This is a genomic window from Microbulbifer thermotolerans (assembly GCF_900112305.1).
Lineage (GTDB): Bacteria > Pseudomonadota > Gammaproteobacteria > Pseudomonadales > Cellvibrionaceae > Microbulbifer > Microbulbifer thermotolerans.
Map to the genome: position 1 here is coordinate 384,323 of NZ_FOKT01000001.1, position 16,920 is coordinate 401,242.

Here is a 16,920-nt window from a genome sequence, read left to right on the forward strand (position 1 = left end):
CAAACCAGAAGAGAACTCCCCTGTTGGCTGCTAGTCTTATTAACAAGTTGAGCATTGCCGCGGTGGCGTGAAGTACGGCATGAGACCTGCGTCCTTATCCACCCTTTTCTCTTGTCGGTGCCTGCGCGGTATCGCGGCATTGCTGTTCTGCGGCCTGTGGTTGACGGCGCAGGCGGATGAGATTGATATCGACGCCAGTGCCAAAGAGTTCGACCGTTATTTCCGCATGTTGATGCGGGAAAAGGATATTCCCGGTGGCGCCTATGTGATCGTCGACGGTGATCGGGTAGTCGCGTTGAGCACCTATGGCGTACGCATCAAGGGCAAAAGCGACAAGGTAGACCGCAACACCGTGTTCCGCTTGGCATCTGTATCCAAGACATTTGCCGGTAGTATGGCCGCGGTACTGGAACACGAGAAGAAGTTTGGTTGGACGGACAGGGTGGTGCGCTATGTGCCCGAGCTCAGCTTCAAAACCCCTTCACTTTCCCGGCAGCTGCAAGTGCAGCACCTGCTCAGTCACTCTTCCGGCCTGACCCCCAACGCCTACGACAATTACCTGGAAGACAATAAACCTCTTAGCAAGATATTGCCCAAATTCGCCAATATTGATCCGCGCTGTACTCCGGGTAAGTGTTATGGCTATCAGAATGTGCTGTTCAGTCTGATTCAGGATGTGATCTACAAGGCCACAGGGGTTCCCTATGAGCGCCAGCTGAAGGAGCGGTTCTTTATTCCTCTGAAGATGGAAGATGCCTCGGTTGGCTGGGAGAGTTTTATGGCGGCGGATAACCGAGCCGCCCCCCATGTGCAGACCGGGCGCGGCTGGCGTCCCGTCAAGGTGGAAAAGGAATACTACCTGGCGGCACCGGCAGCGGGGGTCAACGCCAGTATTTCGGATATGGCACAGTGGTTGAAGGCACAGATGGGCTATTACCCCAAGGTGCTGTCTCCCGAGGTTATCGAAGATATCACCACCGAGCGGGTTGAGACCCAGCGCCATATGCGCCACCGTATCTGGCGCGACTATCTTTCCCACGCCGGATACGGCCTCGGTTGGCGCCTGTATACGATCGGTAACGATCGCATTATCTATCACGGCGGCTGGGTAGCCGGTTTTCGCGCCGCGGTCGCCTATTCGGAGAAACAGAAAATTGGCATCGCCATACTGATGAATGCGGAATCTCGCATTATCGCCGATCTGACCGCCAATTTTGTTATCGACATCACCGGCAACGGCACTCTCTCCACGGCGATGGCCAACAAGTAAAATCCTGCCGCTCTGCGCTTTGAGTGCCCCCTGTTTCTGTACAATGGAAAAGACATGTGGGGATGTTAGCCTTGAAACCCCACTTCCGGCCCCTATATCTGCCCCCTGTTCCGATTGATGTGTACGGGGAGACCAATTCATGACCGTTGAGGCCCACAAAGAGAGCCACGGTTTCCAGACGGAAGCCAAACAACTGCTGCATCTGATGATCCACTCGCTCTACTCCAACAAGGAGATCTTCCTGCGCGAGCTGGTATCCAATGCCTCCGACGCCGCCGACAAATTGCGCTTTGAGGCCCTTTCCAAGCCGGAATTGCTCGCGGATGACCCCGATCTGCGTATCCGTATCGAATTCGACAAAGACGAGGGCACGTTGAGCATCACCGACAACGGCATTGGTATGAGCCGGGAAGAGGTGGTCGAGAATCTCGGTACCATTGCCCGTTCTGGCACTGCGGCGTTTATGCAGCAGCTGACCGGTGATCAGAAAAAAGATGCGCACCTGATCGGCCAGTTCGGGGTCGGTTTCTACTCCGCCTTTATCGTTGCCGATAAAGTAGAGGTCTTCACCCGCCGCGCGGGTCTGGGCGCCGAGCAGGGAGTGCACTGGGAATGTCACGGTGAAGCCGAGTACACAGTGGAAACGGTTGAGTGGCCCAATCGCGGCACCCGAGTTGTCTTACACCTGAAGGATGATGCCAAGGAGTTTGCCGACGGCTGGCGCCTGCGCTCGATTATCAAAAAATACTCCGACCATATCGCCATTCCAGTGGAAATGCCGAAGGAGAGCACCGGGGAAGGCGATGACAAGGCGGAGCAAACGCCGGAGTTCGAGGCGGTCAACGCCGCCCAGGCTTTGTGGACCCGTCCCAGAAGTGAGATCAAGTCCGAGGAGTACAAAGAATTTTACAAGCATGTTACTCATGACTTTGACGATCCGCTGACCTGGAGTCACAACCGTGTCGAAGGCAAGTTGGATTACACCAGCCTGCTGTATATTCCCGGCCGGGCCCCGTTTGATCTTTACCAGCGCGAGGCTGCACGCGGGCTGAAACTGTATGTGCAGCGAACTTTCATCATGGATGATGCAGAGCAGTTCCTGCCGCTGTATCTGCGCTTTGTGAAGGGCGTGCTGGATTCCAACGATTTGCCGCTGAACGTCTCCCGCGAGATTTTGCAAAAAGACCGCAACACTGAAGCAATCAAGAGCGCCCTGACCAAGCGGGTGCTGGATATGCTCGACAAGTTGGCGAAAAAGGACGTGGATCAGTACCAGAAGTTCTGGGATCTGTTTGGCAATGTGATGAAAGAAGGTCCAGCGGAGGACTATGCCAACCGGGATAAGATTGCCAAGCTGTTGCGTTTCTCCACCACTCACACCGACGAGCCGGTGCAGAATCAATCCCTCGAGGATTATGTCGGTCGTATGAAAGATGGGCAGAAGTACATCTACTACGTCTGCGCCGATAACTTTGCCACCGCGAAGTCCAGCCCCTACCTGGAAGTGTTCCGCAAGAAGGGCATAGAGGTGTTACTGCTCACGGATCATGTGGACGAGTGGTTTGTCGGTCATATGCACGAATTCGACGGCAAGCCTTTTCAGGATGTGGCCAAGGGCGCTCTGGATCTGGGGGATGCGGAAACCGAGGAGGACAAGGCCGAGCGCGAGAAGCTGGAGAAAGAGGCCGGCGCCCTGGTGGAGCGGGTCAAGGCGGTGCTGGAAGGCCGTGTAGAGGAAGTCCGCGCCACCACCCGACTGGTGGACTCACCGGCCTGTCTTGTGGTCAGCGAACAGGATATGGGGCCGCAGATGCGCCGCATTCTCGAGCAGGCTGGCCAGAAACTGCCGGAAGCTAAACCCATCTTTGAGCTGAACCCCAATCACCCACTGGTACAACGCCTGGATCGGGAGCAGGACGAAGATCGTTTTGCGGATCTGACCAATATCCTGATGGACCAGGCCAGCCTTGCTGCCGGCAATCAGCTGAGTGATCCGGCGGACTATGTACGCCGGTTGAATGCCTTGTTGCTGGAACTGAATCGCTGAGGCGCTCTCCGGGTCGCATCGCAAGGTCCGCCCGGCGGCGACAAGGCTGCCGGGCGTCTTTGCCGGTGCGCACGGAATCGCTTAATATTTATCCAATGTGACCCGATTCCATATTTTTTTCCCACCATCGTTGGGCTGCCACTGTACGCCCTCTATAATCCGCAAAACTTCAAAAAAGCTGTATCGGATATGACGACACACTTGGAAACATCCAAACCCCTCTCTATCGCGGTATTGGGTGGCGGCAGCTTCGGCACTGCAATCGCCAATATTGTCGCGGGCAATAACTACGACACCCGCCAGTGGATGCGCGATCCGGAGCGCGCGGAGGAATGCCGCAGGCTGCGGGAGAACCGCTACTATCTGCCCGGAGTGTCCCTGCATCCTGAGCTGACGGTTACCAGTGATTTGCAAAAGGCTGTCGGCGGCTGCCAAATTGTCTTCGTGGCCATTCCCTCCAAATCCTTCCGCGAAGTGGTGCAGCGGGTGGCCCCCTTGTTGGCGCCCGGTACCATGCTGATATCCACCACAAAAGGAATAGAGCACGACAGTTTCCACCTGATGAGCGATATTCTGCGCGAGGAAACCAGCGGTATGCGTGTAGGTGTGCTCAGTGGCCCGAATTTCGCCAAGGAAATCGTCGAGGGGCACTACACCGCCACGGTAATTGCCAGCGAGGACGAAACGCTCTGCACTAGTATTCAGAAAGTGCTGCATTCCGAGACCTTCCGAATCTATTCGAGCAAAGATGTGTTCGGCGTGGAATTGGCGGGCGCGCTGAAAAATATCTATGCAATTGTCACCGGGATGGCCGCGGCGTTGGAGCGGGGGCAGAATACCATCAGTCTGTTGATCACCCGCGCCCTGGCGGAGATGATGCGTTTCGCTGAAGCCATGGGCGCGGACCCCATGACCTTTATCGGCCTTGCAGGTGTCGGCGACCTGATTCTGACTTGTTCTTCAAAGCTCAGCCGCAACTACCGTGTCGGTTACTTAGTGGGCAAAGGGCGCGCACTGGAAGAAGCGGTGGCGGAAATCGGCCAAGTGGCGGAAGGGGTCAATACCATTCGCCTGATCAAGCGCAAAGCGGACGAATTGGGTGTCTACATGCCCTTGGTTTCCGCGATCCACGCCATATTATTTGAGGAGCGGCCGATTCCGGAGGTGATACGCAATTTAATGTCGGGCGCGCAAACATTCGATGTAGCCTATTCGGTGAAATCCTGACGGGAAATTTTATGGACAACGATGACCTGAAAAAAAACCTGACCTCTGGCAACCAGTGGATGCGCCTGCTGTATATGGTGCTTTTCTTCTTTCTGCTGGAAATTGCCGGCGTGGTGATGTTGGCGGTAGTGGTGTTGCAATTCCTGTTTGCGATCATTACAGGCGGTGCCAACGACAACCTGCGCCGCCTGGGGGATCAGATCGCTTCCTATGTATACCAGACATTGCAGTTCCTGGTTTACAACACCGAGGAAAAGCCCTTTCCCTTCTCTGAGTGGCCGCAATCTGAGGCCGAGGATCTGTCCGGTTTTGAGAGTGCCCAGGAAGTGAATACGGAAGTGGTCTCCGGAACTGAAGCAGAGGCGTCCGGCGAGGTGATCGAGCTCGGCAGTGACACTGAGGCTGAGGAAAAAAGCAAAGCCGACGGAGAACCCTCAGATGAGACAGGGGCAGAGGATGCAGGGAAACCCGAGGAGCGGGGCGGCGACAAGCCGTAACTGTCTGTACCTTTAGGAGTGGGAGCCGACGTGCAGTTGCTGATATTGCGCCACGGCGAGGCCGAGCCAGTGCGGGGGGATGACGCCGCCCGTCAACTGACTGAACGCGGTCGCGAGGCCGTGGCCCGCGTCTGTGAAATGCGCGCTGCTGAGTTGGCTGGCGTTCGTGCCATTTGGGCCAGCCCTTTCATCCGGACTCAGCAGACAGCGCGGATTGTTGCCGACCTATTGGGTCTGCCGGTAAAAACCGAGTCGCTTCTGATTGGTGATACCCCTCCGGAGCTGGTGTTGAATGCGTTGCAGCAGGTGGATACTGCCAGTTATCCACTGTTGTTGGTCAGCCACCAGCCGCTGGTGGGTAGACTGGTTAATGGGGTTTGCGGCAGCGGCAACCGGCACCCCATGGGAACATCCAGCCTCGCCTGTCTCCGCGCGCCAGTGTGGGCTGACAGCTGCGGGGAACTCGAGTGGTTACAGCACGCATACTGAGGTGTATTCTCCGTTGCTTCACGGCCCCGGCCGCAAAATGGCGGGGCGTGTTCCCCAGTCCCGCCCGAATCACCACCTGCGCTGATGTCTGTGGTCATTGCTAGTCCTCCGGCGCCCCTTCAATATCGCCAGTGAGATTTCCCGGAAGTTGCCGCCCATGAATCAATCCCAGGGCCCTGGCCTTTTTAGCGAAAAGACACTCGAGTTTGACGGCAAGGCCATCGCCGCCCGTCTGTGGGGGCCGCCCGACGGTGAGCCTGTCCTGGCGTTGCACGGCTGGCTGGATAATTGCGCCAGTTTCGATCGCCTGGCGCCCTTGCTGCCCGGAATTCACCTGGTCGCGGTGGATATGGCCGGTCACGGTCGCAGTTACCACCGTTCGCGGGACGCCAACTACAACATCTGGGAGGAAGTTGAAGATATTCTGGGGGTGAGTCAGGCGCTCGGTTGGCGTGACTTCTCCCTGCTGGGGCACTCCCGCGGTGCCATAGCGGCAATGCTTACCGCCGGCACCTTCCCGGGGCGGGTCAAGAGAATGGCGCTGATTGACGGCTTGATTCCGCCGCTGGCGGAGGACAAGGAAGCGCCCGAGATCCTAGCCAGGGCTATCGCCCAGCGCGCCCGGCTGGGTGCGCGCAGGCGCCGCCACTACGCTACTTTCGAAGAGGCGGTTGAGGCGCGCAAGAAGGGGATGTTTCCCTTATCGGGCACCGCTGCCCGCGCCCTGGCAGAGCGCGGCACCATGGAAACCGACGGAGGGGTTACCTGGCGCAGCGATCCGCGCCTCATGGCGACTTCCACCGCCAAACTGAACAAGGCCCAGGTTTGGGCATTTCTGGATCGGGTTACCATGCCGGTCCGGCTGGCCCTGGCGAAGAGCGGAATGGCCGACAGAGCTGTACCATTGCGGCAGGTCCTGCAGGGGCGAGCCAATATCGAAGTGCGGGAATTCCCCGGTGGGCACCACCTGCATATGGAGGAGAGTGCCGGGGTCATTGCCGACTGGTTTGGGCCGTTTCTGCGCGGTGAAACAGGGAAAGTTTCTGATTAATAGGCTTTGGCACTGACGGGAACTCGCCAGAGGTTTCCAAGGGGGGTAACCGGGGCCGGTCAGAAGGGTAATCTTTTCGCGTAGCAGCTGGCATCCACTTCCCGCACTTCAACCGTCACAGCTGGAACGCCGTTGGCAAATTGGCACAAGCAATTGAACACTGCCGAGCTGAGCGCCTCCCGCTCCCGATCGCTGTGGCCTTCCAGCAGCTGTATCTCGGCATGAATAAAGCTGCCGCCTTTATCACCGGCAATAAAGTGGTCGTAGGCCAGGGCGCGGGTTTTGATGGTGTGGGAGGCAAACAGGCCGGAGCGGTTCATCGCCTCCTGCGCGGCGCTGACCAGTGCCGGGATGGAAATCGTTTCTTCCAGTTTGCGCGCATACTCAATAACCAGGTGGGGCATACTGGCCTCATTGGCGGACCACTTTCGGTAGAGAGTATGGCAAAGGGCCAGGGGCGTGCGCCAGGGGGCGATTCATTCTAGCGGGCACAGTGGAGAATTCAGGAGCGCCCGGGCACGGGATTGCAACTGTAAAACACTCGAATAGCGCCGCCGGAAACTTTTCTGTATCCGGCGGTGTATCCCATCGTCCGAGCTTCTTGCCTGGGAGCAAGGGATCGCGGTCCCCTAGCGGATCAGGGATAAGAATTCGTTGCGAGTGGCCTGATTGCTGCGGAAAGCGCCGAGCATCGCGGAGGTCTTCATCACTGAGTTTTGCTTCTCCACGCCGCGCATCATCATGCACATATGCTTGGCCTCGATGATGACGCCCACGCCGGCGGCGCCGGTGACCTGTCGCAGGGTTTCGGCAATCTGTACTGTCAGCTGTTCCTGGATTTGCAGGCGACGCGCATACATATCGACGATGCGCGCTACCTTGGACAAGCCGAGCACCTTGCCGTCTGGAATATAAGCCACATGGGCTTTGCCGATGAAGGGCAGCAGATGATGCTCGCAGAGGGAGTAGAGTTCGATATCCTTCACCAGCACCATTTCACTGCAATCCGAAGGGAAGAGGGCACCGTTGACGACTTCCTCGACAGACTGGCGGTAGCCGCGGGTCAGGTATTCCATGGCCTTTGCGGCCCGCTCGGGGGTGTCCCGCAGGCCGTGGCGTTGCGGATCCTCGCCGATTGCTTCGATAATTCGCGCGTAGTGTTCGTTCATACTGCTCTTTCCAGGGTCTCGGCCCGAAGGGCGGGTGGGGTACCCTAAGCGTTTGTCATCTTTGAGTAAAGATCTTCGTTCATTCATTCAGGTTAAAGGAAAGAGTTAATGATAGAGAGGCGCGAGGCCAGTCTGCACGAACTGTGTACGGTGCTGGACTATATCCGCTGGGGTGCCAGTCGCTTCAGTGAAGCCGGCCTTTATTTTGGTCACGGCACCGATAATGCTTGGGATGAGGCGGTGGCACTGGTGATGCACCGCCTCCATCTCCCGCTGGACAGCAAGCCGGAGGTGCTGCACGCGCGCCTGACAATGGAGGAGCGCCGCGAGGTGATGGCAATTTTGGAGCGGCGCGTCGAGGAGCGGCTTCCGGCGCCGTATCTGACTCGCGAGGCGCATTTTTGCGGACTGACCTTTTACGTGGATGAACGGGTATTGGTGCCCCGCTCACCGATTGCGGAGTTGATCCGCAACGGTTTCCAGCCCTGGCTCAGGTCGGAGCCTCTGGCGGTACTGGACCTGTGCTGCGGCAGTGGATGTATTGGCATTGCCTGCGCCGAGGCATTTCCCGAAGCCCGGGTGGATCTGGGCGATATTGATGCAGGCGCTGTCGAGGTGGCAAAAATCAATATCAAGCGCCATCAAATGAACGACCGGGTACGCGCTGTACAGTCAGATCTTTTTTCCGGCCTGCGGGGACTGAGCTACGATCTGATTGTGTGCAATCCGCCGTATGTGGACGCTCGGGACCTGGCGGAGATGCCGGAAGAGTATCGGGCCGAGCCGGAAATCGCCCTGGGCTCAGGGGAGGATGGCCTCGACTTTACCCGCCGCCTGCTGCGCGAGGCGGCCAACCATCTGCAGCCGGATGGTCTTTTGGTGTGTGAGGTGGGCAATAGTTGGGAGGCGCTGGAGGCGGCGTTTCCGCAGGTGCCTTTTACCTGGCCCGAGTTTGAGCACGGAGGTCACGGTGTCTTCATTATCGGGCGTGAAGACCTGCTCGCTTACCAATCCTTTTTCGAAGCCGAATAGTTCCTCTTACGCAGGCGCCGGAGCGCGGAGCAATCGTGCTTTTTGGCGCCCGCGCCGCTTTCTAAAAAGGGAATCCTCTATAATGCGCGGCTTTCGATGGATAAAGTGCTAATAGGCAGGAACTATGTCCGGCAACACCTTTGGCAAGTTGTTTTGTGTCACCACTTTCGGTGAGAGTCACGGCCCCGCGCTGGGTTGCATTGTCGATGGCTGCCCGCCGGGGCTGGAAATCAGCGAAGAGGAAATTCAACGGGAGCTGGACAGACGCAAGCCGGGCACTTCCCGCTACACCACTCAGCGCCGCGAGGCGGATGCGGTTCGGATTCTGTCCGGTGTGTTCGAGGGAAAAACAACGGGGACTCCGATTGGTCTTTTGATCGAGAACACCGACCAGCGTTCCAAGGATTACGCCAACATTGCCGAGCAGGTGCGCCCGGCCCACGCGGATTATACCTACTGGCAAAAGTACGGCTTGCGAGACTACCGCGGCGGCGGCCGCGCTTCCGCGCGGGAGACGGCCATGCGCGTCGCCGCAGGAGCCATTGCCAAGAAATGGCTCCGGCAAAAGTACGGTATCGAGGTGCGCGGATACCTTTCACAGCTGGGGCCTATCCGGGCGGAAAAACTGGACTGGACACAGGTGGAGCGGAATCCCTTCTTTTGCCCCGACGTGGACAAGGTCCCGGAAATGGAAGCCTATATGCAGGCTCTGATTAAAGAGGGCGATTCCATTGGCGCGCGCATCTCAGTGCACGCCAGTGGCGTCCCCGCCGGACTTGGAGAGCCCATTTTTGACCGCCTGGATGCGGATCTGGCACACGCTTTGATGAGTATCAACGCGGTCAAGGGGGTGGAAATTGGAGCCGGCTTCGACAGTGTGGAACAAAAGGGCACAGAGCATCGGGACGAAATTACGCCGGAGGGCTTTTTGTCTAATAATGCCGGGGGTGTGCTGGGCGGAATTTCCAGTGGCCAGGACATCATCGCCCATATCGCGCTGAAGCCGACCTCCAGTCTGCGTATTCCGGGTCGCAGTATCGATATCCACGGGAACCCCATCGAAGTGGTCACCAAGGGGCGCCACGACCCCTGCGTCGGTATACGCGCGACGCCAATCGCGGAGGCGATGGTGGCCTTGGTGTTGATCGACCACGCCCTGCGCCAGCGCGCCCAAAACGGAGATGCTGTGCCGGGCGTGGTGACTGTTGGTGGGTGAGAATCGGTTTGGCGGAAAATAAAAAAGGGCCTGGAAAGGCCCTTTTTTATTACTGGCAATGGCGCCTTAGAGGTGCAGGTTCAGACCGATATAGGGGCCTTTGATCTCGATATCACTCTGCAGGTCATCCAGTTCTTTTACGTCCAGGCTCATCACTCGGTAACCGGCTTCGATAGCGAAGTCTGCCACCGGCATAAAGTCCCAGCGTACTTTGGCGGTGATATCTGTGTGGGTGTCGCCGTTGTAGCCAGTGCCATTGCCCTGGGCAATGATGGACCAGCCGGTAAAGGGCAGATCAAAACGCGCCATGCCGTAGACCATGGGCAGTACGCCGGAGAGTTCAACGGTTTCCTGTGCGAGTTCCGGTGCGCCCACCACTGCGGCGGTAACCCCTTGCTCAACGATCTCGAGGGCGCCGTCGTACTGGCGTGCGGTCAGCCCCAGGTCCAGGTTGACCCAGTTGTCGAGAATTTCGTAATAGAGGGTCAGGTCCGTGTGTGTTAGGTCGATATTCGCGCTGATTTCGGAGTTGGCGTCAAACGTCTCATCCGCGAAAGTGACGTCGGTGTTCAAGACCGCGGAGCCGTCGGTTTCAATACTGCTGTGTGCGAGCATGATGTTCGGGATCAGCGGTATCGGGTGCTCCAGGGCTGCCTGTAGGAAGGTGACATTGTCTTCGGCCAGGGAGAACTCGTCAGTGTCAAAATCGTCTACACCGATGGCACCACTGTAGCTCGGCTGCCAGACGCCGGCACTGGCGTCGAAACCGAGGATGGTGTCTGCGCTGGCGGCACCGCTGGCGAGTGCCGCGCAAAGGGCAAGTGTTATTTTTTTCATGAGTTTCTCTCCATTGTAAAAACTGTGGCGCAGTTTACCGTTTTTTGTATTGCCCGCTCATGTCAGATGCACATTTTTTTAATTTTTATCGGCGAATCTCTGTTTAGACCGTTCTGATTACTGGCCTCTTGACGTTAGAGACACCGCTCTTCTGGCCGTTGTTTATCTCTACAATCCGAAAGTGAACTGAAAAAGGGAAGATGCGTAAATCCACTATCGACTGCCCGGCACCGCGCGCTGTTGATCCGCTGTAGCGAGCAGCAATTGTTGCAGGGCACTGGCGGCGTTGCTCAAGGTGCGGGCGCGGTGATTGATTACGCCGAGATTGCGCAGGATATGCAGCTTCGCCACAGGGAGCTCGGCGAGGCTGTCGTCGACCAGGGTGCGCGGCAGTACACTCCAGCCCAGCCCCACACCGGCCATCATTTTGATGGTTTCGAGATAGTTGGTGGCGAGTTTTGCAGTGAGTTTTAATCCGCGGGCATCGAACTCCCTTTTGATCAACCTGCCCGTGTAGGTATTCAGATCCGGCAGAATGGCTGGATAGCGGGCCAGGTCGGCAATGTCCAGGACGGGCATCTGCGCCAGGGGGTGGTCCGGTGCGGCCACCACGACACAGGGGTCCGGCCAGATGACTCTGGCCTCCAGGTTGGGGTAGTCCTTCAGTGCCAGAGTGACCACGGCCAGCTCGTACTCGCCGGCAGCCAGCGCTTCATAGGCCTGCTCCGAGTCCAGAAAGTCGATATCCAGAGCGACGTCCGGGTAGCGGGCGCTGAAGGTTTTGAGTACCGGCGGCAGGTGGTGCAAACCGACGTGGTGGCTGGTGGCGATGCGCAGGCTGCCGCTGACATGGCTGCCCAGGGCGCGCAGTTCACGCTCCGCGTCGCTGACCTCGTTGAGGATATGGCGCGCCCGTGGCAGCAGGGTACGGCCCGCGTCGGTCAAGCGCAGACGCCGTCCTATGCGGTCGAACAGGGGAGTATCCAGCTGCTGTTCAAGAGCCGCTAGGCGCTTGCTGACCGCTGGTTGCGTGAGGTGCAGTTGCTCCGCCGCTTCGGACACCGAGCCCTGTTCGGCGGTGGCCAGAAAGGCCTTCAGCCACTGGATTTCCATAATCTGATTCTTCCTGCAAACGGGCGGTGTAGTACCGGATGGGTAACAAACCGCATTCTCACCAAATATTCCAAATTGGACTCTAACTTATAATAAATATAAATTGATGTTATTCAATGCCCGGGACTAGACTGCGGCAGTTCAAGAACGAGGAGAAGCGGCCATGGCCGGACAGACACTCTACGACAAGCTCTGGCAGGACCATCTGGTAAAAAGCCGCGAAGATGGCACTGCGCTGATTTATATCGACCGACACCTGATCCACGAAGTGACCTCTCCGCAGGCGTTTGAAGGTCTGCGGCTGGCGGGCCGTAAACCCTGGCGCAAGGATTCCCTGGTGGCGACGCCGGATCACAACGTGCCTTCCGACGCCACCGAGCGCGCCGCTGGCGTGGAAGGTATCCGCGACGAGATTGCGCGCATCCAGGTGCAAACTTTGGATGAAAACTGCCGCCATTTCGACGTGGTGCAGTTTGGTATCAACCACCCGGGGCAGGGCATAGTGCATGTGGTCGGCCCCGAAACGGGCGCGACATTGCCGGGGATGACCGTCGTCTGCGGCGATTCCCACACTTCCACCCACGGCGCCCTGGGCGCGCTGGCGCATGGCATCGGCACATCGGAAGTGGAGCATGTGATGGCCACCCAGTGCCTGATTCAGCGCAAGATGAAGAATATGCTGGTGCGCGTGGACGGCAAGCTGGGGGCGGGGGTGACCGCCAAAGACGTGGTGCTGGCAATTATCGGAAAAATAGGAACCGCCGGTGGCACCGGTTATGCCATCGAGTTTGGCGGTGAGGTGATCCGCGCCATGTCCATGGAAGGCCGCATGACGATATGTAATATGGCCATCGAGGCGGGCGCCCGCGCCGGTATGGTGGCAGTGGATCAAGTCACTCTCGACTACGTGAAGGGCAAACCCTACGCGCCGAAGGGCGAATTGTGGGATAAAGCTGTCGAGAACTGGCGCCGCCTGCACTCCGATGACGATGCGGTTTTCGACGCAGTGGTGGAATTGCGCGGTGAAGACATCGAGCCCCAGGTCAGCTGGGGAACTTCTCCGGAAATGGTGGCCCCGGTGGGTGCGCGGGTGCCGGACCCGGCCGAGGAAGCGGATGCCACCAAGCGCGCCGGTATTGAGCGGGCCCTCGAGTATATGGGGTTGAGCGCCGGGCAGAAGATTGCAGACATCAAGCTGGACCGGGTGTTTATCGGCTCCTGCACCAACTCGCGTATCGAAGATCTACGCGCGGCGGCGGCGGTGGCCAAGGGGCGCCATAAGGCCGACAGTGTCAAGCAGGTACTGGTTGTACCCGGTTCCCAGGCGGTGAAGGCACAGGCGGAAAAGGAAGGGCTTCACGAAATTTTTACCCGCGCCGGATTCGAATGGCGCGAGCCGTCCTGTTCCATGTGTCTGGCGATGAATGCGGACAAACTCAATCCGGGCGAGCACTGCGCCTCCACGTCCAACCGCAACTTCGAAGGGCGCCAGGGCTATGGCGGGCGAACCCATTTGGTGAGTCCGGGGATGGCCGCGGCAGCGGCGATTGCCGGTCATTTCGTCGATGTGCGTGAATTTGTAACTCAAGCGGAGACTGCGTGATGAAGGCTTTTGTTTGCCACAAAGGGCTGGTGGCTCCGATGGACCGCGCTAATGTGGATACCGACCTGATTATTCCCAAGCAGTTTCTGAAGTCCATCAAGCGCACTGGTTTCGGCCCCAACCTGTTCGACGAATTGCGTTATCTCGACGAGGGGCAACCGGGGCAGGATTGCTCCAAACGGCCGTTGAACCCGGAATTTCCGTTGAATTTTCCACGCTACAAAGGCGCTTCGGTTTTGCTCGCGCGCAAGAATTTCGGTTGCGGCTCCAGCCGCGAACACGCGCCCTGGGCCCTGGACGATTACGGCTTCCGCGCCATCATCGCGCCCAGTTTTGCGGATATCTTTTTCAACAACTGCTTCAAGAACGGCCTGCTGCCGATCGTATTGGACGAGGCGGTTGTAGACCAGCTGTTCCGGGAAATGTATGCGCAGGAAGGCTACGAGCTGACCATCGATCTGGAGAAACAGCAGGTCGTCAAGCCGGATGGCGATGTCATAGGCTTCGAGGTAGATGCTTTCCGCAAGCACTGCCTGCTAAATGGGTTGGATGATATCGGTTTGACTCTTGAGGATGCGGAGGATATCCGCGCTTACGAAGCCAAGCGCCGCGAGCAAGCCCCCTGGCTTTTTGATGCGGTGAAATAATTCCGGGCGCAAAAATATAGATTGATAGGAAGGCGTAGATGCCGGTCGCTGAATCGCCTCCGGCCCTGATAACACGCACCCTTAAACTGGAAAAGAAAATGAGCAAAAAAATTATGATCCTGCCGGGCGATGGCATAGGTCCGGAGATTGTCGAGCAGGCGGTGGCGGTACTGGAAACCGTAGACAAAAAATTCGATCTCGGTCTTTCCTTTGAGCAGGGCCTGATCGGTGGCGCCGCTATTGATGCTCACGGTGAACCGCTTACCGACGCGCAGTTGGAAGCGGCCGGTAAGTGTGATGCGGTACTGCTGGGTGCGGTAGGCGGGCCCAAATGGGATCAGCTCGAGCGCCATATTCGCCCTGAAAAAGGCCTGCTGAAAATCCGCAGCGGTTTGGGCCTCTACGCCAACCTGCGGCCAGCCATCCTGTATCCACAGCTGGCCGAGGCTTCTTCACTGAAACCGGAGGTGGTTTCCGGCCTGGATATTCTGATCGTGCGGGAACTTACCGGCGGTATCTATTTTGGTGAGCCGCGCGGAATCCGCACTTTGGAGAATGGTGAAAAACAGGGCTTCAATACTTACGTCTACAGTGAATCGGAAATCGAGCGCATTGCGCGCACCGCCTTTGAGGCCGCGCGCAAGCGCAAAGGGAAGCTCTGCTCCGTGGACAAGGCTAATGTGCTGGAGGTGACAGTGCTGTGGCGCGAGGTGCTGGACCGTCTGGCGCCGGAATACCCGGATGTCGAGCTGTCACATATGTACGTGGACAACGCGGCTATGCAGCTGGTGCGGGCGCCCAAGCAGTTCGATGTGATGGTCACCGGCAATATGTTTGGCGATATCCTCTCCGATGCCGCTGCCATGCTCACCGGTTCCATCGGTATGCTGCCGTCCGCGTCACTGAATGAAGCCGGTTTCGGTCTCTACGAGCCCTGTCATGGCTCGGCACCGGATATCGCCGGTCAGGGTATCGCCAATCCACTGGCGACCATCCTGTCCGCGGCGATGATGCTGCGCTATTCGCTGAATCTGGGCGAAGCCGCCGATGCGATTGAAGCGGCAGTGAGCAAAGTGTTGGATCAGGGCCTGCGCACCGCGGATATCTATACTGAAGGATGTAAAAAGGTATCCACCGCGGAGATGGGCACGGCTGTGACCGAAGCACTCGGCTATCGGCGCTAGCGATAGCACTGTGACACCGGCCAGGAAACCTCTGATTAATTCGCATGCGTGATGTTGTGAACTTCGGGGCGGCCAGGCAATAGGAAGGACATTTCGGAAACGCACGAGCAAGTCTCTGAGGCTCCGCCGGCTATTTCCTCGTATCCGATCGATTTCGAAGTGTCCGCCCCATCACCTGAGCCTCTCATCTGGCATCGAAGTTTCTTAACTGCCAGGGAGTGAACTCATCGGAGGCTCCATAGACCGGATTCTTTACACCACGGGATTTCAAGGTTATCTGCAATGCAAAAAGTAGGTTTTATCGGCTGGCGCGGCATGGTCGGTTCGGTACTGATGGGCCGCATGCTGGAAGAAAACGATTTCGCCCATATCCCAGAGCCGGTTTTTTTCTCCACCTCCAATGCCGGCGGCAAGGGCCCGGATATTGGGCGCGAAGTGGCGCGGCTGGGCGATGCCTATGATCTGGATGCCCTGGCGGAGCTGGATGCGATTGTCAGCTGCCAGGGCGGAGACTACACAAAAGCCGTATTTCCCAAGTTGCGCGATAAAGGATGGCAGGGGTACTGGATCGACGCCGCCTCCAGTCTGCGCATGGAAGACGATGCCATTATCGTGCTCGACCCCGTCAACCGGGATGTGATCGACCGGGGGATCGACGCTGGGGTGAAAAATTTTATCGGCGGCAACTGCACCGTCAGTCTCATGCTGATGGCACTGGGCGGTCTTTTTAAAGCGGATCTGGTGGAGTGGGTATCCGCTATGACCTACCAGGCGGCCAGTGGTGCCGGTGCGAAGAATATGCGCGAGCTGATCGCGCAGATGGGCGCAATCCGCGATGGCGTCGCCCATGAGCTGGAAGATCCGGCCAGCGCTATCCTTGAGATCGACCGCAAGGTGGCCGACACCATGCGCAGTGCAGACTTCCCCACGCGAGAGTTCGGTGCGCCCCTGGCCGGCAGTCTGTTACCCTGGATCGATACCCAGCTGGAAAACGGCCAGAGCCGGGAAGAATGGAAAGCGCAGGTAGAGGCCAACAAAATCCTTGGCACTGAGCGCACCGTGCCGGTAGATGGCACCTGCGTACGGATTGGTGCCATGCGCTGTCACAGCCAGGCTTTCACAGTGAAGCTGAAAAAGGACCTGCCTATGGCAGACATAGAGCAGTTGATCGGCACCGCCAATGACTGGGTGAAGGTAATTCCCAACGAGCGCGAGGCCACTCTGCAGCGTCTCACACCGACAGCGGTAACCGGAAAGTTGGATGTCCCAGTGGGCCGGCTGCGCAAGCTCAACATGGGGCCCGAATACCTCAATGCCTACACGGTCGGCGATCAGTTGCTTTGGGGCGCGGCGGAACCCCTGCGCCGAGTATTGCTGATATTGCTTGGGAAACTCTGATTTAAGGAACCTCTGATTAAGTCACTTTCTGGTGGCTGAGGCGCTTCGGGGGCGGATGTGAAGCTCAGGTGATAGGACGGGCATTTCGAAACCGTCGGATACAGGGATGTATCCGTCGGAGCTACAGGGAAGTACTCGTG

General features: G+C 58.0%; 16 protein-coding genes. 12 read left to right on the forward strand and 4 right to left on the reverse strand.

Annotated elements, in window-relative coordinates:
• Positions 1-79: 79 nt before the first annotated feature.
• The 6 genes from BM155_RS01610 (at position 80) to BM155_RS01635 (ending at position 6,581) form a co-directional block, all read left to right on the forward strand.
• Positions 80-1,270, forward strand: coding sequence for a serine hydrolase domain-containing protein (locus BM155_RS01610; RefSeq protein WP_067152400.1), 1,191 nt, complete (start codon positions 80-82; stop codon positions 1,268-1,270).
• Positions 1,271-1,409: 139 nt separating this feature from the next.
• On the forward strand, positions 1,410-3,317 hold the full coding sequence (htpG, locus tag BM155_RS01615) for a molecular chaperone HtpG (RefSeq protein WP_067152402.1): 1,908 nt from the start codon (positions 1,410-1,412) through the stop codon (positions 3,315-3,317).
• Positions 3,318-3,506: 189 nt separating this feature from the next.
• Positions 3,507-4,544 carry an NAD(P)H-dependent glycerol-3-phosphate dehydrogenase gene (locus BM155_RS01620; RefSeq protein ID WP_074900743.1) on the forward strand — a complete coding sequence of 346 codons (1,038 nt, stop codon included), beginning with the start codon at positions 3,507-3,509 and terminating at the stop codon, positions 4,542-4,544.
• 11 nt (positions 4,545-4,555) lie between these two features.
• On the forward strand, positions 4,556-5,041 hold the full coding sequence (locus tag BM155_RS16735) for a DUF4389 domain-containing protein (RefSeq protein WP_082817398.1): 486 nt from the start codon (positions 4,556-4,558) through the stop codon (positions 5,039-5,041).
• Positions 5,042-5,071: 30 nt separating this feature from the next.
• Positions 5,072-5,530 carry a phosphohistidine phosphatase SixA gene (sixA, locus tag BM155_RS01630; protein ID WP_067152406.1) on the forward strand — a complete coding sequence of 153 codons (459 nt, stop codon included), beginning with the start codon at positions 5,072-5,074 and terminating at the stop codon, positions 5,528-5,530.
• Between the two features lie 157 nt (positions 5,531-5,687).
• On the forward strand, positions 5,688-6,581 hold the full coding sequence (locus BM155_RS01635) for an alpha/beta fold hydrolase (protein WP_083421046.1): 894 nt from the start codon (positions 5,688-5,690) through the stop codon (positions 6,579-6,581).
• A gap of 59 nt (positions 6,582-6,640) precedes the next feature.
• On the opposite strand, the gene BM155_RS01640 is transcribed toward BM155_RS01635, so the two are convergent.
• Together BM155_RS01640 and folE are read right to left on the reverse strand one after the other, a co-directional pair.
• Positions 6,641-6,985 (reverse strand): 5-carboxymethyl-2-hydroxymuconate Delta-isomerase, encoded by a 345-nt coding sequence (locus BM155_RS01640; RefSeq protein ID WP_067152408.1) that lies wholly within the window; start codon positions 6,983-6,985, stop codon positions 6,641-6,643.
• Between the two features lie 225 nt (positions 6,986-7,210).
• On the reverse strand, positions 7,211-7,750 hold the full coding sequence (folE, locus tag BM155_RS01645; protein ID WP_067152410.1) for a GTP cyclohydrolase I FolE: 540 nt from the start codon (positions 7,748-7,750) through the stop codon (positions 7,211-7,213).
• A 108-nt stretch (positions 7,751-7,858) separates the two neighbouring features.
• Between folE and prmB the strand changes: the two genes are divergently transcribed.
• Together prmB and aroC are read left to right on the forward strand one after the other, a co-directional pair.
• On the forward strand, positions 7,859-8,782 hold the full coding sequence (gene prmB / locus BM155_RS01650) for a 50S ribosomal protein L3 N(5)-glutamine methyltransferase (protein WP_074900746.1): 924 nt from the start codon (positions 7,859-7,861) through the stop codon (positions 8,780-8,782).
• Positions 8,783-8,906: 124 nt separating this feature from the next.
• Positions 8,907-9,998 (forward strand): chorismate synthase, encoded by a 1,092-nt coding sequence (gene aroC / locus BM155_RS01655; protein ID WP_074900749.1) that lies wholly within the window; start codon positions 8,907-8,909, stop codon positions 9,996-9,998.
• Positions 9,999-10,064: 66 nt separating this feature from the next.
• Here the strand turns inward: aroC and BM155_RS01660 are convergent, their stop codons facing one another.
• Positions 10,065-10,835, reverse strand: coding sequence for a TIGR04219 family outer membrane beta-barrel protein (locus BM155_RS01660; protein WP_067152414.1), 771 nt, complete (start codon positions 10,833-10,835; stop codon positions 10,065-10,067).
• A 213-nt stretch (positions 10,836-11,048) separates the two neighbouring features.
• Complete coding sequence (locus BM155_RS01665; protein WP_074900751.1) at positions 11,049-11,948, reverse strand: LysR family transcriptional regulator; 900 nt, start codon at positions 11,946-11,948, stop codon at positions 11,049-11,051.
• Positions 11,949-12,111: 163 nt separating this feature from the next.
• Here BM155_RS01665 and leuC point away from each other — a divergent pair, with 163 nt between their 5' ends.
• The 4 genes from leuC to asd all read left to right on the forward strand — a co-directional run bounded on the left by leuC (position 12,112) and on the right by asd (position 16,780).
• Positions 12,112-13,551 carry a 3-isopropylmalate dehydratase large subunit gene (gene leuC, locus BM155_RS01670; protein ID WP_067152418.1) on the forward strand — a complete coding sequence of 480 codons (1,440 nt, stop codon included), beginning with the start codon at positions 12,112-12,114 and terminating at the stop codon, positions 13,549-13,551.
• Complete coding sequence (gene leuD / locus BM155_RS01675; RefSeq protein ID WP_067152420.1) at positions 13,551-14,198, forward strand: 3-isopropylmalate dehydratase small subunit; 648 nt, start codon at positions 13,551-13,553, stop codon at positions 14,196-14,198. Before leuC ends, leuD begins: the two co-directional genes overlap by 1 nt.
• Before the next feature lie 98 nt (positions 14,199-14,296).
• Entirely contained in the window at positions 14,297-15,382 is a 1,086-nt protein-coding gene (gene leuB / locus BM155_RS01680) for a 3-isopropylmalate dehydrogenase (RefSeq protein ID WP_074900942.1), read from the forward strand.
• Between the two features lie 282 nt (positions 15,383-15,664).
• The gene (asd, locus tag BM155_RS01685) at positions 15,665-16,780 is read left to right on the forward strand and encodes an aspartate-semialdehyde dehydrogenase (protein ID WP_067152423.1); all 1,116 of its coding nucleotides are present in this window, start codon (positions 15,665-15,667) and stop codon (positions 16,778-16,780) included.
• Positions 16,781-16,920 lie beyond the last annotated feature (140 nt).

Bases quoted from the DNA above. Each gene is read 5' to 3' on its own strand.
- BM155_RS16735 (WP_082817398.1), top strand. From the start codon at position 4,556: ATGGACAACGATGACCTGAAAAAAAACCTGACCTCTGGCAACCAGTGG.
- BM155_RS01665 (WP_074900751.1), bottom strand. From the start codon at position 11,948: ATGGAAATCCAGTGGCTGAAGGCCTTTCTGGCCACCGCCGAACAGGGC.
- asd (WP_067152423.1), top strand. From the start codon at position 15,665: ATGCAAAAAGTAGGTTTTATCGGCTGGCGCGGCATGGTCGGTTCGGTA.
- BM155_RS01620 (WP_074900743.1), top strand. From the start codon at position 3,507: ATGACGACACACTTGGAAACATCCAAACCCCTCTCTATCGCGGTATTG.
- BM155_RS01635 (WP_083421046.1), top strand. From the start codon at position 5,688: ATGAATCAATCCCAGGGCCCTGGCCTTTTTAGCGAAAAGACACTCGAG.
- leuC (WP_067152418.1), top strand. From the start codon at position 12,112: ATGGCCGGACAGACACTCTACGACAAGCTCTGGCAGGACCATCTGGTA.
- aroC (WP_074900749.1), top strand. From the start codon at position 8,907: ATGTCCGGCAACACCTTTGGCAAGTTGTTTTGTGTCACCACTTTCGGT.
- folE (WP_067152410.1), bottom strand. From the start codon at position 7,750: ATGAACGAACACTACGCGCGAATTATCGAAGCAATCGGCGAGGATCCG.
- htpG (WP_067152402.1), top strand. From the start codon at position 1,410: ATGACCGTTGAGGCCCACAAAGAGAGCCACGGTTTCCAGACGGAAGCC.
- leuB (WP_074900942.1), top strand. From the start codon at position 14,297: ATGAGCAAAAAAATTATGATCCTGCCGGGCGATGGCATAGGTCCGGAG.
- BM155_RS01610 (WP_067152400.1), top strand. From the start codon at position 80: ATGAGACCTGCGTCCTTATCCACCCTTTTCTCTTGTCGGTGCCTGCGC.
- leuD (WP_067152420.1), top strand. From the start codon at position 13,551: ATGAAGGCTTTTGTTTGCCACAAAGGGCTGGTGGCTCCGATGGACCGC.
- prmB (WP_074900746.1), top strand. From the start codon at position 7,859: ATGATAGAGAGGCGCGAGGCCAGTCTGCACGAACTGTGTACGGTGCTG.
- BM155_RS01660 (WP_067152414.1), bottom strand. From the start codon at position 10,835: ATGAAAAAAATAACACTTGCCCTTTGCGCGGCACTCGCCAGCGGTGCC.
- BM155_RS01640 (WP_067152408.1), bottom strand. From the start codon at position 6,985: ATGCCCCACCTGGTTATTGAGTATGCGCGCAAACTGGAAGAAACGATT.